Here is a 23,455-nt window from a genome sequence, read left to right as displayed (position 1 = left end):
AAGATGATCGCGGATCTGGAGCGCGAGCCGGTTTTCATCGTGCCGTACGATCCGGAATGGGCGATGTGGTTTACGGCGGAACGTGAGCGACTGCTCATTATTCTTGGATCGCGCGCCGCGTCCATCGAACATATCGGAAGTACGGCCGTCCCGGGTCTGAGCGCGAAACCGATCATCGACATTCTGCTCTGTGTCGGCGATATGAGCGACCGCTCATCTATTATTTCTCCTTTAGTCGCGGCGGGTTACGCCTATGTCCCGGAGTACGAGGAAACACTTCCCGAGCGGCTGTTTTTCTACCGCCGACAGCCATGGGCGTGCCATGTGCACCTGGTGCGGACCGATTCCGATTTCCGTCAAAGGCATTTGCTGTTTCGTGATTATTTGTTGATTCACCCAGAAGCCTGCGCCGCCTATGCGCGCTTGAAGGAAGACCTGGCGAAACGCTTTCGCCACGATCGCCGGGCTTACACGGACGGGAAAAACGAATTCATTCGCGCGTTGGAAATAGCAGCGGCAGCGGAGCGTTCGCGCGGTCTGACAGGCTGTTGAAAAAGGCCGTCCTGGCCTTTTTCAACCGCGCTCAATAAAAAGCGTGGTTTTTATTTCGCTTCATTTTCGGCAACTTCGGAAGGTGCCGAAAATGGCGATCCATCCCTGGATCACACGCCGGGTGTTTTTCAACACCCTGCTAATAAAATAAAAAACCGCCGGAAATGCGCCACGCCGGGTCCGGACTTTCCAGGAAGCCGGTCGGATTCTTCTTGTCGACGGCGGTGCCTTTGAAGTAATTGCCGGGTTGGAAATAATCCACCTCGGTCAGCCAATGAAGCTGCTTGGCCGGGCGAAATTCCAACCAGAAATCCGCTTCCGTCCCGTAATAGCTGCCGGCGTTGTCGGCCACCGAGTTATAAACGGCGCCATCCTCGTTATTCGCCAACTGCGGCCGGTCGTACTGCGCGGAAAGCCCGGCCACCTGCAGGTTGATCGACAGCCAATCCAACGGCGTCATTTCGGTATAGACCTTGCCGCCGAAAAGGCCGCTGCCTTGCACCGCCGGCGAGGCGAAACCTTGCGCGACCATGTACGGGCCGCCGTCGAAAAAGAAGCGGGTGAAGCCGAAGTTGGCGTTGATGTCCAGAAATCCGGTGTAGCGGTTCGCGCTCGGATCGGGATCGTGGCCGGAAACGTAAGCGCCCGCGGCGCCCACGCGCCAGAAGCCGCGGCCGTAATTGGTGTCCAGCATGGCCATCGAACTTTGCACGGTGTCGATGTTGGCTTCAGAACGGAAGCCGGGGTCGAGGTTGCCGAAGTTCATGACGGCGTCGATGCCCAGGACGAACCCGGAATCGGTATAGCCCAGTTCGACGCCCGCCCAATAAAGCTGCCCGCGGGACATCGAGGCGTTGGACGGATCGACCGGGTCCACGCCGATCAGCCATTTGCCGATGTCGCTGCCGCCGCCCAGGGAAATTTCCGGCGGCAGGTTGTATTCGCCGGAAGTGCGGTCGCGATAGAGCAGGCTGGAGAGGTAGAGCGATCCGGTGAAGCCGCCGCTGGGCGGAAATTGATAAATGAAATGCGAATACAGGTCTTCCAGTTCGCGCGTATTGCGGGCGTCGAGCAGCGCCCCGGCCAGCAGGAATTGACCGACCTCCGCGCCTCGATACCACAATGCCAGACCTTCGGCGTCCGCATTGCCGACCACCAGGGCGCGCGGCGTGTCGAAATTCTGCCGGCCGACGCGATAACCCAAAAAACCGCCGACGGCGTGCTCGGCTTCCAGGTAGTAGTTTTTCAGCCGCAAAACGGAAGTGCGACTGACGCCCAGGTCGGCCGCGCCGTCGCCGAAACCTTGTTCGCGGGCGTCGCGTGGATTGATCTCGATGGCGAAGCGGCCCTTGATGTGATCCGCGAACGACAGGGTCGTGCCCAGGCGAAAACAGCTTTCAAAAAGGTTGCGATAGGCTTCCTGGTCGAGTTGGCTGTTGAAGTTGCCGCCGGCTTCGGCGTACGAGCTGCCGAAAATGCCGTTTTCCACGCGGAAATTTTCCTGTTTGACGTAAAGCATCTGCAGATAAAGGTCGGTCGAGATGAGCGGGTATTCGTTTTCCGCGCGCGCCGCGAAGGTCCAGCCGAGCAGCGGCAGGAGGGCGATCACCAGGATTTGCGCCAGGCGCTTCATTACCGTTCACCTCCGTCCGGATCAGGAGAAATTCGGCCGTATTGTAGGGCCGGAATGATCGATAAAAAAGCCCGCCCCTTGCGGGGGGCGGGCTCGTCCAACCGCGCCGTTTTTATTTTTTCACGACGTTTTGATCGAAGAGGTACATCAGCAGGTCGACCAGGTTGTAGTTCATCCAGATCGAGATGGCCGAGTTGTCGTAGCCGAGGAACTTGGTCGGGTTGTACTCGTCGATGGTCACGCCGTCGGGCAGGTCGATCGCCGCGACAACCACGATGTCTTCCGCCGAACCGGTGTAGGAAATTTCGGACGGCACCGTAAAGCCGGTGGCGGTGCCGGGCACCACGGCCATGATCGTAGGACAACCGGAATCGATGCAGGCCGGCAGGATGTAGACGTAGTACAGGTCGGGCGTCGCCTTGCCGCCTTCCATTTCCCAAGCCACGGTGTGCGTGCCGGGGGTGTAGCTGGTATTCGCGCTGTCGAAGTAGGGCAGGAAATCGGCATCGTCAAAGGTCGCGCCGTCGGCCCAGGTGTCGGCGAACCAACCGTATTTAAGCGCGAGGGAGAAATCGCTGGATTCGAAGGTGGAATCCAGGAAGTTGGTCTTTACCATGGTCAGGGCGTAATCGGCATCGGTGATGTCGGCGTAATCCAGCGTCAGCGAGCCGGCGTCGGCGAGGTTGAGATCCATCGGAATGAGCGTCCGATTGGGAATCTCGGCAATCAATGCGCCGAGATAATCCGCCCCGGCGTCCGGATTGGTGATCGTGACGTCGAACGATTCTTTCTCGGCCCCGACTTCCACCATGGCCAGGTCCGGCGCGCCGGTCGTATCCCAGGCGGGTTCGGCGCCGACGTAGGGCAGGGTGAAGCCGTCCTGCAGCAGCGGCCCGACGAGCGTCAACAGCACGGTGGTGATGTCCTCGCCGTTGATGATCGCGGTCAGCAGGTCGGTCAGGGTCTGCAGGTCGAGAATCGCGCCCAGGTCGAGTTCGCCGACGATCCCGGCGTACGGCAGCTCGGTCGCGTCGGAGCGAATCGGCATCTGGTAATAGGGATGATCCGGGCAGGCGACCGTGATGCCCATGACGTTGTTGATGTCCAGTTCCGGCAGGAACACGTTGTGATAGAGAAGCAGGTAATACCCGGCGTCGGGCAGATCGATGTCGATCTGGTAGGTCTGCTCGGTCAGCACACCGGAGAGATCGGTCTGCAACCAGGTCTGGCGCGAGAAATTCGGCAGGGTGATGCCGATGTAGAGCGGGTTGTTGATCAGGCCGATCAGCTCGCCGAGGTTGTTGATCGTCGGGTTGTCCAGGGCGAGCGGCGTGTCGTCCAGCGTATAAACGCCCTGGGTGGTGTTGTTGTAGGTGTAACCGTAGGTCGAGGGCCGCAGGCGGAAATACATCACCGCGGCATCGGCCTGATAGGACCAGGACTGATAGCCGGTTTTGTACGCGCTGACCAGCGCCTGATCCTTGGCCACCGTCAGGACCACCTTGCCGTCGGCATCCGTCAGGTGGGCGCCGCCGTAAATAACCGAGGCGTTTTCGAGCGGTGCGCAGGTCTTGTCGTCGTAAACGTACACGGTGATCGTCGTGGTCACCGGGCCGCCGCCAATCGTCAAATCGTTGCCGATGCCTTCCGGATCGGGCAGGGCGCAGGACAGCGGATCGTACTCGGTATCGTTGTCGGGCGGCGTGGTGTCGTCGTCGTTGTCGTCGTTGTCGTCGTTGTCGTCGTTGTCATCGTTGTCGTCGTTGTCGTCGTCGTCATCGGCGGTATCGTCGTTATCGTCGTCGTCCCCATAAGGGGGCAGGTTGTTGCTGTCGTCGTCATCGTCGTCCGAACTAGCGCAACCCAGCGCAAGCAGCGGGAAAATGAGCGCAAAAACAGCCAGCATCCACAAATATCTTGGATTCATCGGCGCACTCCTCTTTTCTTCCGTTGGTAGGTGAGACGAGGGGATTATCGGAAATTTTCCGGTAAAGGTCAAAAGGCGGCAGGCGCGCGACCGAACGTCAGGCGCAATCCGGCTCCGGCAACTGGGCTTTGATTTCGATGAATCGGTCTTCGCAGGAATAAAAAGTCTTGACGAGAAAGAAAACGGGGAGAAAACCATGCGGTGTTCTCCCCGTTCGTCGGTGCCGGTTTGTTTATTACCAGGTCGCCTGGAGGCTGACGTCGTCCAGGTAAATATAGCAGGCCGAAATCAAGGCGCCCGATCCCGTGTAATCGAAGCGCAGGACGGCATTCTCGCCTTGCAGCGCCGACATTTCATCGGTGGTCAGCACGCGGTTCAGTTCCTTGTATTTGGCGAGGAACGCGGCGTCCGCCTCGGTCCAGGTGCCCAAGTCGATCAACGTGTTGTCGGGATTGGCCGCCTCGACGACCCGGGCGGTGAAGGTAAACGTGCAGGAACCGAACTTGGACATGTAGTACCAGAAGTCGATCGTTCCGGCGGACAGCGATTCGGGAATCGACACCGTTTGTCCCAACCAGGCGGTATGCTGCTGGAAGGTCTGGCCGAACCAGGCCGCGTAAGCGCCGCTGTGCGGCGTCACGTACCATTCGTCGTCGTCGGGCGAGGTGTCGTCGTCGGGGTTTTCGGAATAGACCAACTGGTCGTAGGGCCATTCGCCGTCCCAGTTGGTGGTGTCGCCGGTCTCGAATCCGCCGTTCTGGATCAGATCGCCGGAGCCGGGCGAGGCGTCGTCATTGTCGTCGTCATCGCCGGTGTCATTGTCGTTATCGTCGTTGTCGTCGTCGTCGGTCCCGGCATCGTCGTCCGAGGTGTCGTCGTCGGCGCCGTCGTTGTTGTCGTCGTTATCGTCATTGTCGTCGTCATCGCCCGAACTGGAGCAATTGAGCGCGATCGCGGCGAAGAAGAGCGCAAAAATCGTTAGTATCCACAAATACCTTGGATTCATCTGCCCACTCCTCTCTAAAATTCGGATTTTGCTTGAGATGGCAAAATTATCTGACTTTTTTAGGGAAAGGTCAAAGCAAAACCGGTCGGGAACCGCCTGAAATCAGAAGGGCGCGGCGAATGTTCCACCGCGCCCGACCAGTCAATATCGTTGACGAAATCCGTTTTACCAGGTTGCGTCGAAACTGACGTCGTCCAGGTACACATAGCAGCCGGAGATCAACGCGCCCTGGCCCGTATATTCGTACCGCAACATGACCTCTTCGCCCTGCAGGCTCGACAGTTCGGCGGTGGACAGTTGGTGCATGAATTCCTTGTAGTTGGCGATGAACGAGGCATCCGCCTGCGTCCACGAGCCGAGGTCGAGCAGGACATTGTTGGGATTGTTCGGATTCACCAGCTTGAGGGTCAAGGTGAAAGAGCAGGAGCCGAATTTGTACAAATAGTGCCAGGCGCGGACTTCGGCCGTCGTGATGTCGTTGGGCACCGTTACCGTCTGTCCCAACCAGGCGGTGTGCTGCGAATGGGTCTGGCCGAACCAGACCGCGTACGACCCGGTGTGGGGAAGAATGTACCAGGTCGTGTCGGGAGACGTATCGTCGTCGCCGAGATCCTCGGAGTGAACCAATTCATCGTAGGGCCATTCGCCGGTCCAACCAGTGGCGTCACCGGTTTCAAATCCGCCGTTTTCGATCAAGTCGGCGGTGCCGGGAGTGTTGTCGTCGTCGTCATCGCCCGAATCGTCGTCGTCGTCGCCCGAGTCATTGTCGTCGTCGCTGGAATCGTCGTCATCGCTCGAATCGTTGTCGTCGTCGCCGGAATCGTCGTCCGCCGCGTCGTCGTCGGCCACATCGTCATCGCCGTTGTCGTCGTTATCGTCGTTGTTATCGTCGTTGTCGTCGTCATCGTCGTCGCCCGAGCAACTGAAGGCGATGAGAATGCCGGTCAACAGAAACAGGAAAAAGAAAAATTTAAATGATTTCATCGTACAAACCTCCTCCTCGTTTTGTACATGAACCCGGGTTGTTTTCTGTAGGATTGGGAATATTTGTACTACTTTTGAGGGAGAAAACAATCGAATATTTGTGTCGGCTTCATTTTTCGGCAACCGCCATCACCGCGCGGTTGTTCAAAAACGGCCCGGGTTGAGCGATTTCAGCGCCACCGGCGAGGCGCGAAGGGATTGGGAAGAAAATGGGGAACCGCCGTGCGCTTGCCGGCCGGAATTCCTTCCCACATGTCGGTGGTGCCGTACAGCGCCAGGCTCATGTATTGATTGACCAGCGAATCGCCGCTGAACTCCAACGGCGGAATCGCGGCCAGACATTCGGTATCCACCGGCCCGGTCGGGTCGGCCAGGAAATCGAAAATCATTTGCGCGCCGCAGGTTGAAGTGAGAAACGTTTCGAGGTCGTTTTCAAAGTAGGCCGCGATGGCGGTCGGAGTCGGCGAACCCGTGATGACGCCGTGCGGCGAATAGGGGACCGTGACGAAGGTTTGCGCCGATCCGGTAAAGTGTTCTCCGGCCGGCGTCGCCATCGACAGGGTGGTCTGGGGATCGAAATCGCCGTTCAGCATCAGCAGCGGCACGTCGGTGTCGGCCCAGCGGTTCATATAGCCGTCGTCCGGATAGATCGGCCACTGCCCCCAATCGAAAATTTCGCCGATGAGGAGGCCGGCATCGACCGAAAAATAAGCCTGATTGACGAAGTTCAGCGCCTCGGCATAGGTCGTGTCGCCGTACAACTCCGCCAGAATGATGCTGGTACCCAGCGTGTAATCGCTGGCCAGCTTGTCGGGATCGGTGATGATTTTCTTTTTCCCCTCCAGAATCGTCAGCAGATTGTTCAAGGCCAGCACGTCTTTCGGGGCGCAACGGTTGAGCCGGTAAATCACCGAGGGGATCACCACGCGCAGAAAGTAGTCGGTTTCCAACAATCCCAGGCCTTCGCGCAGCAAGGTCCGGTCGACATCGCCGAGTGCGAGGCAGAGGTCGCCGGCGTCGATTTTTTCGTACACCTTGCCGAGCGCGGTCCAGGGATCCGCATCGATCGTTCCCAGTTTTTCGGCGCAGGTCGCGTCCGTGGCGCAGGTGTCCATGATCTGGTGGCCGATTTCGTTGAAGTGCGGGTCGTATTCGTCCAGTTTGGTGAAACCCGGCGAGCAGATGGAATCCAGAATCGCGCCGTCGATCCGTTGCGGCGAAAGTTGCAGCAGTCGTTGCAACCAATAGGTGCCGTAGGATCCGCCGTAGACGTAAACCGGCACGCCTGACTCGCGGACGGCCTCGATCAGCACGCTGACGTCGTAAGCGGCATTCGTCGTGCTGAAGGCCATCAGGTCGTCGCCCCATTGGTCGCGCAGCGAGGCCGCGCAGCCCTGGTAATCGAACGGCTCGACTTCTTCCTGCGGGCAGGTGAGGCGCGCCGAGTTGCCGACACCGCGGTGATCGAGCGAATAGAAATCCAGGTCGGGGTAAACCGCGGCGTACACCTGGAACAACTGGGCGAAATCGGCGCCGCTGCCGCCGGGGCCGCCCTGTAAGAACCAGACTTGCCCCCGTTTCGTCGCGGCCGAACCGGAAACGCGATACAGGAAAACGGGAATGGTCTTGCTGTTTTTCTTTTCGTAATCAAGCGGCAACCGCGCGGTCGCGCATTCGGCGTCCATGGTGGCGTCGAGTTGGATGTAGTCGGGGCAGCTTCCCCAATCGATGGCCGGCGGCGTCACGTCGTCGTCATCGTCGCCGGCATCGTCGGCGGTTGAATCATCATCGTCATCATCTTGAGCCTGCCCCGGACCTGATCCGGGGTCATCGTCGTCATTCGCGCCGCAGGCGGCGAGGCCGGACAAGAAAAGCAGCAGTGCGAAGATCGACCAATGTACTTTCGTCATGGCTGCGCTACTCCCAAAGCAGAAGCTGCACCGTCAGGTTATCGACCGGCATGGTGTGCATGCCGCCGTCGTAATCGCAATTGCCCGGATCGCTGCTGAAGGCGCATTCGGTGCAAACGTTGTTCTCGTCGCCCGCGCCGGGCCGGCAGGTGTTTTCGTACAGCGCGCTTTCCTCGTTCCAGACCTGATAGGCGAAGGTGTTGTCGGTTCCCGCGGTGAGGGCCGCGAGCACGTCGATGACCTGCGGAATCACCACCGCGCCGGGGCACCAGCCGTTGCGCTGGTACTTCCAGGTGCCGCTTTGCTCGGGACCGAGCGGATTGAAGCCGCAATCGCTGCGCCAGGGATCGAAGGGAAACGACTGGCCGTTGACCTGGATGACCTGCTGCAGGTGGCAGAATTCCGCGCAATTGTCGCGGTTGCCCTGGCCGTGGCCGGTCACCAGCACCCGCAATTCGGCCCGCGAGAGCGTCGCCGGCAGCGCGAGATTCTGTTCGCCGATCTGGGTGTCGATCGGGTTGTCGGGGTTGCCGACCTCGATCGAATGATAGGGCCAGACGTTGACGATTTGATCCGGCACTTCTGATTTGACGGCCGGATGAAAGATGAACTTGGCCGTGACGCGCCAGCCGTGGCCGTTGCCCGACGAGTTCGGACCGACCCAGGTGTCGACGAACGAGCGGATGGTTTTCGTGCCCGTCAGTTTGGCCGCGAAAGGCGTGATGTCGCCCAGCATGCACATGCCGACGTTATACGGCGTGATATACCGCCAAAGCTCGAAGGCCGTCTCGTCCTTGGCGCCGGCGTTTTCCACCAACGACAGATTGGCGAACCGGTCCCAATTGTCGCAATCGCCGTCGGCCGGGCACGACAACTCTAGGCGCAGCGTCACCTGCGACCAATCGGCGGCCGCGGGAAATTCCACCGCCGCCTCGATGGTCCGCCGGTCGTCCGCGCCGTCGTAGTATTGATCGGCCAGATCGAAGGCCGTCACGACCGTCGCGTCCGCCGGGATGTCCTCGTCGGTGCAGCCGTACCAGGGATCGCCCGGCCATTCGCCCGGCGTGGTGTCGTCGTCGTCATCGTCGGCGGGCGACGCGTCGTCGTCGTCCGCGCTGTCGTTGTCGTCGTCCGGTTCGCCGCCGGAATCGTCGTCGTCATCGGCCGCGCCGTCGGCGGAATCGTCGTCGTCGTCGTTCGTGGAACAGGCGGGCAGGCAGAGCAAAAGCAAAGCCAGGACGATAAAAAGAAGCCGCTGGTTCATGGAGTTCTCCCTCGGCCGGCGAGGCCGGCTAATTTTCACGCACTTCCAGCAAACGCACCTGCAACCGCGCGTAAGGGACGGTCACCTTGCCGTCGCCGCCCGGGGTGAAGATTTCGCCGGTGGTGTAATCGACCACGCACAGATCGTCGCCGATCGCGTTCAAATCGAAGGTGACGTAAAGCGAGTGGTCGTTCGTCGAAACCGAGAACACCCAGGTGGCGGTTTCGTTTTGCTTGACCAGGTAATCGAAGGTGGTCGGGAAGGTCGTTTCGGCGGCCAGGTCGATCGCCGCGTCGTCGGCCAGCACGACGCTCATCAGTTCGTTGATTTCCGCGATCACGTCCAGGTACGCTTCCCAGATTTCCGGGACGGCGTGAATGGAGTAGTCGGTGGCGTAAATGAAGGGGATCAGGCCGCGCGCGCCCATGATGATGAACTGCCAGGTCATGTTGCGGACCTCGAGCCCGGTGGGCCGGAACGGCTGGTCGTAGTTGCCGTAAATCCAATCCCAACTGAACGCCTGCGTGACGCCGACGATCGGCTTTTCGCCCTCGGTCGCCTCGATCGCTTCCTTCATCCCATCCTTGACGTTGGTGATGAACATTTTCGGCACTGGGTAGGGATCGATCATGAAGAACGAGCAGTCGTCCTCGTACAGGTTGAAGTCGTCCATCGTCTGCTCGACGAGGCCGTCGGGATTGGTCGGCGAATAGGTCGTCAGCACTTCGTGCATCCGCGACGTCAGCTCTTTCGACGGCCGCCAGAGCGCCGGCTCGTCGAACGTGTACCAGCCGAACAGGCTGCCGATCGCCGTGCGGTCGGCCAGTTCCGCCGCCAGTTCCTCTTCCGGCCGATTGAGCACGTCGTTCGGATCGGACCAGGGATGCGTGACGATGAACACGCCCTGTTCCTGCGCCGTGCGCAGGAAGTCCACCTGTGGTCCCGTGCCGCCGCCGCAGCAACCCGGACCCGTCAGCGCCAGGTTGAAGCCTTCGCTCTTGTATTGGGCGAGCGAATCGGGGTCCTGCGGCACGCCGTAAAAGCCGAGCGGGAAGAAGCGCTGCCCGTCGATGGTGAAGAACAGATCCTCGTCGAAGGAAACGACCGCCGGGTCCTCGATGTCGGGTTCCGGCCAGACGGGCGGGGCGACGGGTTCGCAGTCGCGATCGCCGTGGCCGCCGTCGTTCGAGTCGTCGTCCCGGTCGCCGGCGGTCGCGCCGGCCGGCGCTCCCGGACCGTCGTCGTCACCAGCGGCGACGCCGTCCTGATCGCTGAACGCGGTCGAACCGCCGGAAGTCGAAGCGGTGTTGCAGCCGACGAATACGAGCAACACAAGCGACAGGAAAATCAGACAGGCATGGCGTTTCATGGCTGCACCTCCAGCCGATCGGGCGCGGTGGCATCGTAGAGATATTGCGCCACGGTGTAGACCAGCGAACGGATGCCGTCCGCGGCGGGGTTGTAGAACCAGCGGCCGACCGGAATCGGGATGCCCGGCAGTTCGAAGCCGGCGCCGAACAAATCCAGAATCACGTTCAGGTCCGACAACGGCAGCCAATCCGGCAGGGCCGGCCGCAGATCTTCCGGCCCGGAGTCGAGCAGGGCGGGGCCCAGATCGGCCAGCAGCGCCAGAAATTCCTCGAGCACGAACTCGGTCTCGTCGTCCAACGGGCCGAGCATCGGCAGCGTGTAATTTTCCCCTTCGTCCCATTGGCCGTTGGCGTTTTCGTCGTAGTAGCCGAAGACGTCGTCGGTCTGATCGTCGGTTTCCGCGCGGATGGCCGCGAAGGCGTCGCCGGCGTCCAGGCAACCGAAGCCGAATTGCACACCGGATTGCGACAGGTCGCTTTCGCCGCCGTCGAGGAATTGCAGGAGATTCGGGTAATCGGGGTCTTCGATCAGGGCGATGATCAGCCCGGTGATCGCGTGGATGAGTTCATCCATCGGCGCGCCCGACGCGGGAAACGCCCAGAACGCGTAGGTGTTGTAATTGAAGGTCAGATCGAAGGCCAGCAAAAAGCGCTCCAACCCGCTCGACAACTGAGTCAGGGCGCGCAGGTTCAGCAAATCCGCCGCGTCCCATTGGCCGCCGAGGTCCAGGGTGACGACGTCGTCCGTCGTCCACAGGGGCAGGGTTTCGATTTCGAACTCCACCTCGGGATGGTTGGCCGACAGGTCGTCGATCAGGGCCATCATCTCCTCGTTCACCGGCAGAAAATGATCGCGGATCATGTGTTGGAAATTGGTCGCGAAACTTTTTTCCTTCGGCGACGGATCGAAGCCGACCAGCGATTCGTACAGCGTCTGATACCAGCCTAGCGTCCACTGGGTGTCGGACAACAGAATGCCGACCTGGCCCGCGGGCTCGCCCGGGCAGAGCAGTTGCGCGTCGAAAAACTGATCGTAGGCCGAGTTGGCGTCGCGTTCCGCCAGGAAGGCCTTGCCCGCGTCGATCAGCGGATTGTAGGCGTCGTAATCGCAGGCGGGGGTGGTGTCGTCGTCGTTGTCGTCGTCATCGTCGTCATCGTCGTCGTCCCCGGAGTCGTCGTTGTCGTCGTTATCGTCATCATCGTCTCCGGAATCATCGTTGTCGTCGTCATCGTCGTCGTCGCCGCCGGTGTCGTCGTCCGTCGCCTCGTCGTCGTTGTCGTCGTCATCGCCGTTGCCGCAACCGGCGGCGAGTGAGAACAGGCCGCCGAGCAGCGCCAGCAGGCAATAGAGGAAAAGCTTCTGTTTCATCGGGGAGATCCTTTCGCCGGACCAATGCGAATAAACCTGTTCGGCGAGCCGTAGCTTAATAGAAAAGTGGCGATGTGCCTATAGTGGAAATTGCGGGAGGCGGACGATCAACAATCGCAGGAACCGGAATCGTCGCCCATGGAAATCAGAAAGCCCGTGCCGCGATGCAGATCCGACAGATGATCGATGCGGACGCTGCCGCTCATGTTGATTTGCTGCCGGACGCGGCCGTCGCCGACGATGGTCAGGCCTTCTTCGAAGTAGAGGATTTCCTTGTCGTTCGGCTCGTCCAGAGCCAGGCCCAGTTTGGGCCCGCCTCAGCCCCAGCCGGCGAAAATCAGGCGGACGACCTTGTCGTGATGCTCGGGCGCCGTGGCGATTTTTTTCAATTCGGCGCGGGCGGAATCGGTCAACAAAACCAGATCGGTGTTCATTCATGCCCCTTTTCACGGCGGCTTACCGGCCGCTTATGTATCGTATTATATATATTACTACATTCTTGCCGAGAGTCAAGCCACTTTTAAAAAAAACCGCAAAAGGTTGCCAAAATGTTGACGATGTAAACGTTTGTTATCAGGCAAAAGTGCCTACGCGAAGTTGGGAAACCGCCAACAAGTTGAAGCATGGACGGTTTTCGCTTGTCAAACTTTCGTCACTTTGATAATTTAAACGCGAACTTTCCACCCTCTACGATTGTGCGAGGTTACCATGGCCGGTAGCAATCTCCAGGAACAGAAGCCGGATCGGCAAGATGTTCGCGTTCGCGACATGGTTCGCCTACGAGTCGTGCCGGTCGACGAAAAGGCCAAACAAGCGTTGTTGGATCGCATCGCCTTGGAACGCCTGACCACCAACCTGGACGAGCCGCTACAGCACGCGCAACGGATCGATCGGGAAATGAAAAACCGTTTCGACATCCCCAACACCCAGGTCATGGGGCGGCTATCGGCGATCGAGGCGAAGCTCGACGCCTTGATGATGTACCTGGCCCAAAAAGATATGGAAGCCAAGTGGGGCGCGCCGCAACTGGTCAACATCAGCGCCGGCGGCATCCTGGTGCCCTACAAAGAGGAAATAAAACCCGGCGCTCTGCTGCGCCTGGAAATCCTCATGCAGACCATGCCGCCGCGCGCCATCATCTGCCTGGCCGAGGCCGTCCGGTCGGACGTGCCGGATCCCGCGCTCGGCGTGGATGCGCCGTATGTCGTCGCGGCCCGCTTCATCGACATGGACCCCGAGGACAAGGACCGGCTCGTCAAGCGGATTTTCGAGGTTCAGCGCATGATGCTGCGGCGCACCCATGAGATCGATCCCGTCGCCCCGAAAAAGCCGCTAGGCGGCGCCGGCGAGGAGAAAAAGCGTTAATGGCCGACGAGCGCTTCGACGGTTCCGGCATTTTACTCATCGACCAGGCGACGGATTCCCGCCAGGAATTGCAACGCCGGCTGAGCGCGAAGGGCTTTCGCGTCAGCGTCGCCGACAACGGCGCGGCGGGCCTGGAAACCTTTCAGAACGAGCCGTTCGACCTGGTGATCGCCGAATTGAATTCGCCGGCGGTGGACGGCCTGAGCCTGCTGCGCGAAATCCGCGCCGCCTCGCCGCGCACGATGGGCGTGATGATCGCCAACGACGGCTCGGTGGAAGAGGCGGTGGAGGCGATGCGGTGGGGCGCGTTCGATTACGTGTCGCGCCCGATCCGCTTCGACGAACTGCTGATCGTCATTCACCGCGCGCTGCAATATCGCAACCTGGTCAGCGAAAACGTCAGCCTCAAGGGACAGCTCCGCCAGAAGTACCGCTTCGAGAACATCGTCGGCGATTCCAAGCCGATTCAGGAGGTGTTCCGCCTGATCGAAAAGGTGGCCGATTCCGACTCCACGGTGCTGATCGAAGGCGAATCGGGCACCGGCAAGGAGCTGATCGCCCGCGCGCTGCACTACAATTCCAAGCGCCGCGAACGCTACCTGATTCCGGTCAATTGCGGCGCGATTCCCGAGACGCTGCTCGAATCCGAATTGTTCGGCCACCTGAAGGGATCGTTCACTGGCGCCACCACCAACCGCATCGGGCGGTTCGAGGCGGCCAACGGCGGCACGCTGTTCCTCGACGAAATCGGCGACATGAGCCCGGCCCTGCAGGTAAAGATGCTGCGGGTCATTCAAGAGCACGAATTCGAGCCGGTCGGCTCCACCAAAACCAAAAAGGTCGACGTGCGCATCATCGCCGCGACCAACCGCAAGCTCGAAGACCTCGTCGCGCAGGGCAAATTCCGCGAAGACCTGTTCTACCGCCTCTCGGTCATCCCGGTGTTCATTCCGCCGTTGCGCGAACGCGCCGAGGACATCCCGCTGCTGGCCAACTACTTCCTCGAAAATTTCTGCAAGGCGAAAAAGCGGAAGCTGAAGCCGCTCGGGCCGGACGTCCTGGACGCCCTGACGCGGTACGAATGGCCGGGTAACGTGCGCGAACTCGAAAACCTGATCGAACGCCTGGTGATTTTGGCCGAGAACGAGCGCCTCACCCTCGACGACCTGCCCGAAAAATTCCTGAACGGCAAGGTCAAGGTGGCGGGCGACGCCCTGGAAATCCCCGACGACGGCATCGAATTCAACCGCATGGTCGAGGAATTCGAGAACCGGCTGATCGTCACCGCCATGTCCAAGGCGCGCGGCAACAAAAACCTGGCCGCCCAACTCCTCGGCCTCAAGCGCACCACCCTCGTCGAAAAATTGAAAAAAAAGGGCATGATGGCCGAGTTCGGATGATCGCTCCGGCGTCGATGGCTGTTCCGCCAATTCCCGCTGCAACTGCATAAAAATTTTTTCGTTGTGGCCATTTCTCGGTTGCCGAAAGGGATTGCTGGCCGAACGCCTCCGGGTGTCAAAAATTGTCTTGCGCCGATTGCCTAATTGTCTAGTTTTCGCCAAAATGTTGACGACCCTGGTCTGGCAGTCGATTTAGTTGCAAAAAAAGCCAATTAAAACAATGGGTTGAAAATGAATAACTTCGGCATGAGCCTTGCTTGTCATCTGTTCTGAAAGGGTGTCCGATACAAACATGCGATGAAGACACGTCTGCCCGAAACGATTTTTCTGGTGCTGCTGGCCCTTCTCGCGGCGGCTTGGGCCCAAGCCGCGCCTTATTCCTTGCCGGCCCCCCGCGAATTGCTGCCCTTCGAAATTGTTTCCCATCCGATCCAGTTGAACACCAAGGACGCGCCGACGCTGCGCGAATTGGGCTTCGAGCGCATCATCGTTTTGATCGAAAACAATCAACTGGTCGAAGGCATTCACGACGCCTACCTGATGGGCATTCGCGCGCCGGCGCTGTGGGACCTGCCGGAATACCAGTTGCTGATCGCCGAGCTGTATTTCCGTCTGGGCATCAACGATCCGGCGGTGCAGTACAAAATGGCCAAGCCGATCTTGGAGCGCCTGATGCGGCGCTATCCGCTCGACGAAAACCAACCGCTCGTCGCCTTTCGCCTGGCGACCATTTACGATCGCCAGGGCTTCGCTTCGGAGGCGATCGCGCATTACGGCCTTTTGGTCGATTGGTATCCCAACGATCCGCTGGCCGACAAGGCGCAACTCGGGTTGATCATGGTCAGCCTGCGCGAAAACCTCCTGGAGGACACCGAATCCCAGGCCAAGGAAGTGCTCGCCAAATCGAAAGACGCCCAGGTGCGGTTCCATGCCGCGCTGTGCCTCGGCATCGCCCGCCATCGCCTGGGACGGGACGCCGAGGCCGTCGCCGATTTCCGTAGCGTGGTCAAATGGCCGGAGGACCGGTCGCTGTTGGTCGAGTTCGAACTTTTCGCCTATGCCGAGACGATGTACGCCGCCGGAGATTTCAACCTCGCCGGCGACGCCGCGCTCGCCTATCTGCAGGATTATCCGCTGGGCGAGGATCGGCCGCTGGCGGTGTTCTACCTCGCCGAAATCGCCCGCACGCAGCAGAATTACGGCGACGCCGTCATCGGCTACCGTTACCTGATCAGCCAGTACCGCGACCATCCGGCGGGGCTGCACGCGGAATTGGAACTGGCCAAAATCCGCCTGCAGGCCTTCCCGGATTCGGCGGACCCCATCACCGAAAAGCTGCTGCTGACCGTTTACAACCAGAATGCTTCGCCCGATTTGAGCCAGGAAGCGGCGCTCCTACTGGCGGAATACTACCTGCGGACCGGGGAGCCGCTGACGACGATCGTGCTGGGCGCCGGCATCTACGACACCCCGCTGAACCTCGGCAACGCGACGCGCGCCGTCGAGCACATCCTCAAAGCCTTCGCGCAATTCGTCGCCGGCAACACCGACAATCCCATGCTGGTCGCCCAGGTCTTCAACCAGTACCGCAAATACCTGGCGCTTTCCGCGCTGCCGCCGGCCACCTACGACCAGTTGGCGCAATTGTTTTACGAAAACCTGCAACCCGACACGCTGCTCGAACTGGCCACCAAGACGCCACTCGCCGATCGGTATCCGCGCCAGTCCGCGTTCTACGCCGCCCTGGCCGAATACTTGCGCAACGATCTGGCCGCCGCGCAAAAGTACCTCGACAAACTGACCGGACTGCCCAGCCCCGCGGGGGCGGGCAAGAAAAAATCCGGTCCCGATCCATTGCGTTACGAGGGCCGGGTGCTGAGCGCGCAAATCGCCAAGGATCTCGACCGGCCGAAGCAGGCGTTGGAACAACTGGTTTTGGCCCGCGTCGACGCGAGTGATACAATAGAGGAAGGGCGCCTGGAATTGATGGCCGGATCGCTGCTGCTGGCGCGGAACGAACCGCAGGCCGCCGCCGATCGCCTGACCAGCGCCTTGAAACTGCTGGGGCCCGTCACCGAGGCGCAACCGGTACGGGAATGGCAGGATCAGGCGCTTTTCGCCCTGGGAGACGCTTTGTACCGGACCCAACGAAACGGCGACGCGAAAAACGCTTTCCAGGCGTTGCTGGAAAGGCCGGCGCGGCCGTACTGGCTTTCCCTGGCGCGCTGGCGCCTCGCCCAGATCTTGCTGTCCGATGGCACCAGCATTCTTCCGGGCCCGGACGCCAAACCGGAAACGACGCCGCCGGCGGATTTCTGGCCGGCCGCCGCCTGGAATCTGAACCGTCATTTGCAGTGGCTGGAAGTCAACGAAAAACGGTTCGGCGACGAACCCGCGTGGGAGACGTTGCCGTGACGGAGAAGCCGTTGCTGAAAGTTCGTCCCGAGGAACAGGTGGATCCGCACCTGCTGCAGGAAGCCTTCGAGCAGTTCATGCTCACCAGCAAGGCGATGGAGAAGGCTTACGGCGAACTGCAGGCCAAGGTCGAGATGCTCAATCTCGAATTGGAGGAAAAAAACCGGGAGCTTTCGGCGCAGTTGGTGGCTACCGAACGGGCGCGCGGGCAACTGGCCGACGTCCTGGCCAGCCTGGGCGTCGCGGTCGCGGTGTTCGACGAACAAGGCCGGCTGGCCCGCCTGAATCAATCCGGCGAGGAACTGTTCGGGATCGACGAGTCCCAGGCCGCCGGCATGACCATGGTGGAGTTGTTCGCGGTTCGCTTCCGCGATCTGTCCGGCCTGGAGGTTTTGCGCAACCACGCGACGCTGCTGGCCGAAACGGAAATCGGCGATCCCGACGATCCCACCGGCCGGGTGTTACGCGTTTCCACCCACCCGATGCGCGGGGTCGGCGCGGGCGAAGGCCGGATTCTGTTGGCCGACGACGTCACCGAAACGGTGCAGCGGCGGCAGGCGGCCGAACGCAACCAGCGCCTGGCGGCGATGGGCGAGATGGCGGTGCAGATCGTGCACCAGATCCGCAACCCGATGGGCAGCATCGAATTGTTCGCGTCGCTGCTCAAGCGCGATCTGCAGGATCTGCCTGACAAGGCCGAATTGGCCGGCAAGGTGCAGCAGGGCATCAAGAGCCTGAACCTGATCATCGGGAACCTGCTGTCGTTCGCCAAGGGCGCCGATCCGGTGATTCAGCCGGTCGATTTTCAGCGGTTGATGGCCGACGCCGTCGCCGATCTGGATCAGCAATTCGCGCGGCACGGGGTCGAGGTGATCGTCGATCTGCAGCCGGGCGCCGAGGTCGTCTACGTCGATCCCGAGCTGTGGCGGCAGGCGATGCTGAACCTGATGATCAACGCCGTGCAGGCGATGAAGAGCGGCGGCGTGTTGCGGATCGCGGCTTGTCGCGCGGCCGCCGGCGAGGCGCCGTGGTGGCGGGTGGCGGTCAGCGATACCGGGCCGGGCATTTCCGTCGCGGTGCGCGAACGGATTTTCAATCCGTTTTTCACCACGAAGGAGCGCGGCACCGGCCTGGGGCTGGCGCTGGTGCACAATATCGTCAAGGCGCACAACGGCGCGATCGAGGTCGACAGCGTGGAAGGCCAGGGGGCCACATTCACCATAACGATACCGGGTTAACGAACAATGACGGCAGAAAAAGCGTGGGTCTTGGTGGTCGATGACGATGCCGATATGCGGGAGGCCCTCGGCCTGTCGCTGGGCCGCATGGGTTTCGGCGTGGATTTAGCGGTCGACGGCCAGATGGCCCTGGAATTGCTGGACCGGCGGGCGTACCGGCTGATGGTCACCGACGTGAAAATGCCGCGGATGGACGGCATGACTTTGTTGCTCAAGACGCGGCAGCGCAACGCCGATCTGCCGATCCTGATCATCACCGGCTTCGGCACCATCGGCGGCGCGGTCGAGGCGATGAAGAACGGCGCCTCCGACTACATCGTCAAGCCGTTCAGCGTCGAAGTGCTGGAAAAAGCGGTCACCGACGTGCTGGACGCGAAATTTTCCGTGCCGCAGGCGGTGGTGGCCGAGGACGGCGCGATGCCGATCATCACCCGCAACCCGCGCCTGCAAAAACTGCTGGTCATCGCCGCCAAGGTCGCCAAGGCCGACGCGACGATCCTGATCTGCGGCGAGTCCGGCACCGGCAAGGAGCTGGTCGCCCGGCTGATTCATGCCGAAAGCCCGCGTTTCCGCGGACCGTTCGTGGCGGTCAATTGCGCCGCGCTGCCCGAGCAATTGCTGGAATCCGAACTGTTCGGCCACGAGAAGGGGTCGTTCACCGGCGCCACGCAGAAGAAGGTCGGCAAGTTCGAACTGGCCAATTTCGGCACCATTCTGCTCGACGAAATCGGCGAAATGTCGCTGTCGCTGCAAGCCAAGCTGCTCCGGGCCCTGCAAGAGCGCAAAATCGACCGCGTCGGCGGGGCGATGCCGCTGCCGATCAACATCCGGGTCATCGCCACCACCAACGCCGATCTGCGTAAGAAGGTCGAGGCCGGCGAATTCCGCGAGGATCTCTACTACCGGCTGGCCGTCATCCCGCTCGAACTGCCGCCACTGCGCGAACGCCCCGAGGACGTCGTCGCCCTCACCGATTTTTACCTCGAACTTTTCTCCGCCGCCGGGATCACGCCCGCCGCGCGGCAGATGCTGCTGGCCAATCCCTGGAAGGGCAACGTCCGCGAATTGCGCAACGTCATGGAGCGGGCGGCGCTGCTGGCCGGCGAACGGCTGATCGACCTGGGCGACCTGGTGCTCGACGGCGCGATCGGCGGCCGCGAGGTCGAACCCGGCCTGCCGGCGACCAACGGGGATTCCCGCAACCTGCGCGAAATCGAGCGGCGGACCATCCTGGCGACCCTGGCCGAACTGGGGGGCAACCGGACCCAGACCGCCGAGGTGCTGGGCATCAGTATCCGGACCCTGCGCAACAAGCTGAAGGAATACGCCCTGGAAGGCTTCGATGTGCCCAAGGGAGGGCCCAATGCTGCCGATTAAGCGGAAATATTTTCCGGCCATTCGGCTCCGCGGGGAGCGGGTGGTTTTAGAAATATACAGTATATTCAAAGAGATATCGCCATTTTGTTCGGGTCGATGGGGTTGGCATCCGGTTTGCTACTTCTGGGTACCAGACGGACGTATTTTCTGTGCACCCAAAAGGAGAAGGACATGGGGGTGAATGTAACGGCCATCGCGGCAAGTGGCTTGCAGGCGCAGCGAATCCGCATGCAGGTCATCAGCGCGAACCTGGCTAACATCCAGACTACCCATGGTCCGAACGGCAAACCGTACCAGCGCCAGGTGCCGATTCTGACCGCGGTTCCCGTCGGGAACGAGTTCGAGGTCGAATTGGACCAGCAACGCAAACTGTATGCCGTTCGGGTCGAGCAGGTGAAAGGAGCCGATCGGGAGCCGCTGTGGGTTTACGACCCCGGCCATCCCGACGCCGACGAGCAGGGCTACGTGTCCATGCCGAACATCAACCTCGTGGAGGAGATGACCGACATGCTCAACGCGGCCCGGAGCTACGAGGCGAATCTGGCGTCCTTGCAAACCGCCCGGAACCTCGACAAGCAAGCCTTGGATCTGGGCAAGAGTTGATAGGGAGATGAATCGATGAAAGACATCACCCTGGACGCCAAACTCAAAGCGCTCGGCGGTCCGCAACTGCAGCAGACCCCGAAAACCGACCTCAAGGCGGGCGAAGGCGAGGGTGTCAACTTCAACGACGTGTTGAAGAAGGCCATCGCCGAGGTCAGCGGTCTGGAAAAAGAGGCCGATCGACAGATCATCGAATTGGCCACCGGACGCGCCGACAACCTGCAGGACGCGATGCTGGCCCTGCAAAAGGCCGACATCAGCTTCCGGACGTTAATGGCGATTCGCGATAAATTGATTGAGGCGTATCGGGAGGTGATGCGCCTGTCGGTCTGAGCGACCGAAAACGTCGTCCGTCTAACATTTAAAGGGTTGCACAGATGGCTTCTCTCCGCGAGATTCCCGGCCAGTTGAAGAATCTCTGGACACAACTGTCCACCGGCAAAAAAATCAGCTTCATCCTGATTTTCCTGCTGATGACCGCGATTTTTTCCTTCCTGGTCTGGTGGGCCGGCCGCGCCGAGTACAAGACCCTGTACGCCGACCTGGCCGTGGAAGACGCCAATGCCGTGGTCAGTCACCTGAAGGAAAACCGGATTCCCTACAAGTTGGACCGCGACGGCACCTCGATCAGCGTCCCCGATAAAAACTATTACGAGGCGAAAATGTCGCTGGCCAACGCCGGCCTGCCCTCCGGCGGCGTCGTCGGCTACGAACTGTTCGACCGCAAGGGCCTGGGTCTGACCGACGCCCAATTGAAGATCGCCAAGCTGCGCGCCTTGCAGGGCGAATTGGCGCGCACGATCAAGGAACTCAGCCCCGTCGAGGCCTGCCGCGTTCACCTGGCGCTGCCGGAAGAAACCTTGTTCATCGAGGATAAAAAGCAGGCGACGGCCTCGGTCGTGCTGACGCTGGCCGCCAACGCGAAGCTCACCGACGAGCAGATCAGCGGCATCGTCTTTCTCGTTTCCTCCAGCGTCGAGGGCCTGGACAGCAACAACGTGACCATCATCGACCAGAAGGGCCACGTCTTGTCCAAGCCCAAGGACGACGCGATGGGCGGCGCGGGCGACCTGGAAGACAAGACCCGCAAGCTGGAAAAGCAGACCGAGCAGAACATCGAAACGCTGCTGGCCCGGAGCGTCGGGCCGGAAAAGGTGGCGGCGCGGGTGCACGTGGTGCTCGACCGCGAGAACGTGCAGAAAGTCGAGGAACGCTACAACCCCGACGAACAGGTCGTGCGCAGCCAGCAGACCGTGGTCGCCGACAACACCGCCAGCGAAACCAACACCTCCTCGTTCCCGGGCGCCGAGTCGAACGTGCCCGAAACCAACTACGCCGAAGGCGCGCAGAACCAGTCCAAATCGAATAAAAAGCAGGAAACCGTCAACTACGAAATCAGCCGCACGACCTCGACGATCAGCCAGGCGGGCGGCGCGATCAAGAAGCTGTCGGTCGCGGTGCTGATCGACGGCACCTACAAGGAAGTCGAGGGGGAAGGCAAGAAGAAAATGGAATTCGTGCCGCGCTCCGAGGAGGAAATGGCGACGTTCACCGAGATCGTCAAGAAGGTCGTCGGCTACAACGAGCAGCGCGGCGACCAGATCGAGGTGGCCAACATTCCCTTCGTCACCGAGGAAGCCGGCGCGTTGGAATCGCCCTATGAAAAAATGGATTACATCATCCGCTTCGTCAATTACGGCCTGGCGGTGCTCGGCGTGGTGTTGTTCCTGCTCTTCATCGTCCGGCCGCTCCTGCGCTGGCTGACCACCGAACCGTCGCTCGAATCGCAGTTGGGCATGCCCGCCGAATTGCTGGCCGGCGCCACCGTCGGCGAAATCGAAGCCCGGCTGGCCGGCCGACTGGGGCCGGGCGTCGCCGCCGAGGAAGCCGTGCCGGCCGAGGAAGCCGGACCGAAGGAAATCACCATGGCCGAGCGCATGGGCCGGCTGAACCGGCAGAAAGCCGATCTGCTCGAAACGGCCTCCCGCGACAGCGAGGCGGTGACCCTGATGATTCGTCGCTGGATCAAGGAGGGGGAACGCAATGCTTGACCGAAAGCTGACCGGCGTGGAAAAGGCGGCGGCCTTGCTCATGTTCCTGGGCGAGGAGATCGCGGCCGACGTTTTCAAACGGTTGGCGGAGGACGAAATCCGCCTGGTCATTTCGGCGGTGCCCAAGCTGGGCGACATCACGCCGGACGACATGCAGAAGGTGCTCGACGAGTTCAGCGAGCGGCTGGCGTCGGAAGGCTACATCAGCAAGTCGGGCAAGGAGTTCATCGAAAACGTCGTGCACCAAGCCCTCGAACCCGCCAAGGCCCAGACGATTTTGCAGCGCCTGGTCATCGAGCAGCAGTTGGAGCAGATCCGCCGCTACGACCCGAAGGCGATTTTCAACCTGATCAAAAAGGAACACCCGCAGACCATCGCCTTCATCCTTTCGCAGTTGCCGTCCACGACCACCGCGGAAATCGTCGCCAACCTGCCCGAGGACATGCAATTCGAGGTGCTGCGCCGCGTCGCCCGCATGGACTCGGTGCTCCCCGGCGCCTTGGAGGAAGTGGTCGACGCGCTGGGGCGCGAGCTGTCCACCTTCTCGATCGACGTCGCCGAGAGTTCGGGCGGCGTCAAGCCGGCGGCGGAAATCCTCAACCAGATGAAAAAGAGCGCGGCGAACGAGATCATGCGCAAGCTGGAAGAGGAAGATCCCGACCTGGCCGAACAGATCGGCCAGCACATGTTCGTGTTCGAGGATCTGCTCAACGTCGACGATCGCGGCATCCAGGCCATTTTGAAGGAAACCTCGAACGACGACCTGGCGGTGGCGCTGAAGATGGCCAGCGAGGAGGTCAAGAACAAGATCTTCCGCAACATCTCCACCCGCGCCGCCGAGATGATCCAGGAAGACATGGAGGCGCGCGGTCCGGTGCGGATCGCCGACGTGGAGAAAGCGCAATCGATGGTCGTGCGCGTCGCGCGCCGCCTCGAAACCGAAGGCAAGATCGTCGTCACCGGCCGCGGCGGCGAGGATATGTTCGTTTAG

At 61.0% G+C, this 23,455-nt stretch carries 17 protein-coding genes and 1 pseudogene; 12 read left to right on the top strand and 6 right to left on the bottom strand.

Annotated elements, in window-relative coordinates; genetic code table 11:
* Positions 1-3 precede the first annotated feature (3 nt).
* Entirely contained in the window at positions 4-552 is a 549-nt protein-coding gene (locus GX444_21605) for a GrpB family protein (GenBank protein ID NLH51179.1), read from the top strand.
* Positions 553-691: 139 nt separating this feature from the next.
* Here the strand turns inward: GX444_21605 and GX444_21600 are convergent, their stop codons facing one another.
* Positions 692-2,185, bottom strand: coding sequence for a hypothetical protein (locus tag GX444_21600; GenBank protein ID NLH51178.1), 1,494 nt, complete (start codon positions 2,183-2,185; stop codon positions 692-694).
* A 1,630-nt stretch (positions 2,186-3,815) separates the two neighbouring features.
* On the opposite strand from GX444_21600, the pseudogene GX444_21595 reads away from it, so the two are divergent.
* A pseudogene (locus GX444_21595) lies at positions 3,816-4,034 on the top strand (hypothetical protein).
* 313 nt (positions 4,035-4,347) lie between these two features.
* Here GX444_21595 and GX444_21590 read toward each other — a convergent pair.
* The 5 genes from GX444_21590 to GX444_21570 all read right to left on the bottom strand — a co-directional run bounded on the left by GX444_21590 (position 4,348) and on the right by GX444_21570 (position 10,645).
* On the bottom strand, positions 4,348-5,118 hold the full coding sequence (locus tag GX444_21590) for a hypothetical protein (GenBank protein NLH51177.1): 771 nt from the start codon (positions 5,116-5,118) through the stop codon (positions 4,348-4,350).
* Positions 5,119-5,283: 165 nt separating this feature from the next.
* Positions 5,284-6,102 carry a hypothetical protein gene (locus tag GX444_21585; protein NLH51176.1) on the bottom strand — a complete coding sequence of 273 codons (819 nt, stop codon included), beginning with the start codon at positions 6,100-6,102 and terminating at the stop codon, positions 5,284-5,286.
* A gap of 170 nt (positions 6,103-6,272) precedes the next feature.
* Positions 6,273-8,012 carry a lysophospholipase gene (locus GX444_21580; protein NLH51175.1) on the bottom strand — a complete coding sequence of 580 codons (1,740 nt, stop codon included), beginning with the start codon at positions 8,010-8,012 and terminating at the stop codon, positions 6,273-6,275.
* A gap of 7 nt (positions 8,013-8,019) precedes the next feature.
* A complete protein-coding gene (locus GX444_21575) occupies positions 8,020-9,276 on the bottom strand; it encodes a hypothetical protein (GenBank protein NLH51174.1) in 1,257 nt (418 codons plus the stop codon).
* Between the two features lie 28 nt (positions 9,277-9,304).
* Positions 9,305-10,645, bottom strand: coding sequence for a hypothetical protein (locus GX444_21570; protein ID NLH51173.1), 1,341 nt, complete (start codon positions 10,643-10,645; stop codon positions 9,305-9,307).
* Between the two features lie 1,031 nt (positions 10,646-11,676).
* Here GX444_21570 and GX444_21565 point away from each other — a divergent pair.
* The 10 genes from GX444_21565 (at position 11,677) to fliG (ending at position 23,455) form a co-directional block, all read left to right on the top strand.
* Positions 11,677-11,961 (top strand): hypothetical protein, encoded by a 285-nt coding sequence (locus GX444_21565; protein NLH51172.1) that lies wholly within the window; start codon positions 11,677-11,679, stop codon positions 11,959-11,961.
* A gap of 762 nt (positions 11,962-12,723) precedes the next feature.
* Complete coding sequence (locus GX444_21560) at positions 12,724-13,380, top strand: PilZ domain-containing protein (protein ID NLH51171.1); 657 nt, start codon at positions 12,724-12,726, stop codon at positions 13,378-13,380.
* Positions 13,380-14,780: a sigma-54-dependent Fis family transcriptional regulator gene (locus tag GX444_21555; GenBank protein NLH51170.1), complete on the top strand. Its 1,401-nt coding sequence runs from the start codon at positions 13,380-13,382 to the stop codon at positions 14,778-14,780. The genes GX444_21560 and GX444_21555 overlap by 1 nt, the downstream gene beginning before the upstream one ends.
* Positions 14,781-15,077: 297 nt before the next feature.
* Positions 15,078-17,195 carry a tetratricopeptide repeat protein gene (locus tag GX444_21550; protein ID NLH51169.1) on the top strand — a complete coding sequence of 706 codons (2,118 nt, stop codon included), beginning with the start codon at positions 15,078-15,080 and terminating at the stop codon, positions 17,193-17,195.
* Between the two features lie 11 nt (positions 17,196-17,206).
* On the top strand, positions 17,207-18,433 hold the full coding sequence (locus GX444_21545) for a PAS domain-containing protein (protein NLH51168.1): 1,227 nt from the start codon (positions 17,207-17,209) through the stop codon (positions 18,431-18,433).
* Positions 18,434-18,439: 6 nt separating this feature from the next.
* Positions 18,440-19,810 (top strand): sigma-54-dependent Fis family transcriptional regulator, encoded by a 1,371-nt coding sequence (locus tag GX444_21540; protein ID NLH51167.1) that lies wholly within the window; start codon positions 18,440-18,442, stop codon positions 19,808-19,810.
* 171 nt (positions 19,811-19,981) lie between these two features.
* On the top strand, positions 19,982-20,413 hold the full coding sequence (gene flgC / locus GX444_21535; GenBank protein NLH51166.1) for a flagellar basal body rod protein FlgC: 432 nt from the start codon (positions 19,982-19,984) through the stop codon (positions 20,411-20,413).
* 15 nt (positions 20,414-20,428) lie between these two features.
* Positions 20,429-20,746, top strand: a complete 318-nt coding sequence (gene fliE, locus GX444_21530; protein ID NLH51165.1) for a flagellar hook-basal body complex protein FliE — start codon at positions 20,429-20,431, stop codon at positions 20,744-20,746.
* 44 nt (positions 20,747-20,790) lie between these two features.
* On the top strand, positions 20,791-22,464 hold the full coding sequence (gene fliF, locus GX444_21525; protein ID NLH51164.1) for a flagellar M-ring protein FliF: 1,674 nt from the start codon (positions 20,791-20,793) through the stop codon (positions 22,462-22,464).
* Positions 22,457-23,455, top strand: coding sequence for a flagellar motor switch protein FliG (gene fliG, locus GX444_21520; protein ID NLH51163.1), 999 nt, complete (start codon positions 22,457-22,459; stop codon positions 23,453-23,455). Before fliF ends, fliG begins: the two co-directional genes overlap by 8 nt.

Source organism: Myxococcales bacterium (genome assembly GCA_012517325.1).
GTDB lineage: Bacteria > Lernaellota > Lernaellaia > Lernaellales > Lernaellaceae > JAAYVF01.
The sequence above is the reverse complement of the archived record's forward strand: the minus strand, read 5'-3'. Positions and strand labels throughout refer to the sequence as shown.

Excerpts from the sequence above, each read along its gene's own strand:
- GX444_21605 (NLH51179.1), top strand. The coding sequence starts at position 4 with ATGATCGCGGATCTGGAGCGCGAGCCGGTTTTCATCGTGCCGTACGAT.
- GX444_21600 (NLH51178.1), bottom strand. The coding sequence starts at position 2,185 with ATGAAGCGCCTGGCGCAAATCCTGGTGATCGCCCTCCTGCCGCTGCTC.
- GX444_21590 (NLH51177.1), bottom strand. The coding sequence starts at position 5,118 with ATGAATCCAAGGTATTTGTGGATACTAACGATTTTTGCGCTCTTCTTC.
- GX444_21585 (NLH51176.1), bottom strand. The coding sequence starts at position 6,102 with ATGAAATCATTTAAATTTTTCTTTTTCCTGTTTCTGTTGACCGGCATT.
- GX444_21580 (NLH51175.1), bottom strand. The coding sequence starts at position 8,012 with ATGACGAAAGTACATTGGTCGATCTTCGCACTGCTGCTTTTCTTGTCC.
- GX444_21575 (NLH51174.1), bottom strand. The coding sequence starts at position 9,276 with ATGAACCAGCGGCTTCTTTTTATCGTCCTGGCTTTGCTTTTGCTCTGC.
- GX444_21570 (NLH51173.1), bottom strand. The coding sequence starts at position 10,645 with ATGAAACGCCATGCCTGTCTGATTTTCCTGTCGCTTGTGTTGCTCGTA.
- GX444_21560 (NLH51171.1), top strand. The coding sequence starts at position 12,724 with ATGGCCGGTAGCAATCTCCAGGAACAGAAGCCGGATCGGCAAGATGTT.
- GX444_21555 (NLH51170.1), top strand. The coding sequence starts at position 13,380 with ATGGCCGACGAGCGCTTCGACGGTTCCGGCATTTTACTCATCGACCAG.
- GX444_21550 (NLH51169.1), top strand. The coding sequence starts at position 15,078 with ATGAAGACACGTCTGCCCGAAACGATTTTTCTGGTGCTGCTGGCCCTT.
- GX444_21540 (NLH51167.1), top strand. The coding sequence starts at position 18,440 with ATGACGGCAGAAAAAGCGTGGGTCTTGGTGGTCGATGACGATGCCGAT.
- flgC (NLH51166.1), top strand. The coding sequence starts at position 19,982 with ATGGGGGTGAATGTAACGGCCATCGCGGCAAGTGGCTTGCAGGCGCAG.
- fliE (NLH51165.1), top strand. The coding sequence starts at position 20,429 with ATGAAAGACATCACCCTGGACGCCAAACTCAAAGCGCTCGGCGGTCCG.
- fliF (NLH51164.1), top strand. The coding sequence starts at position 20,791 with ATGGCTTCTCTCCGCGAGATTCCCGGCCAGTTGAAGAATCTCTGGACA.
- fliG (NLH51163.1), top strand. The coding sequence starts at position 22,457 with ATGCTTGACCGAAAGCTGACCGGCGTGGAAAAGGCGGCGGCCTTGCTC.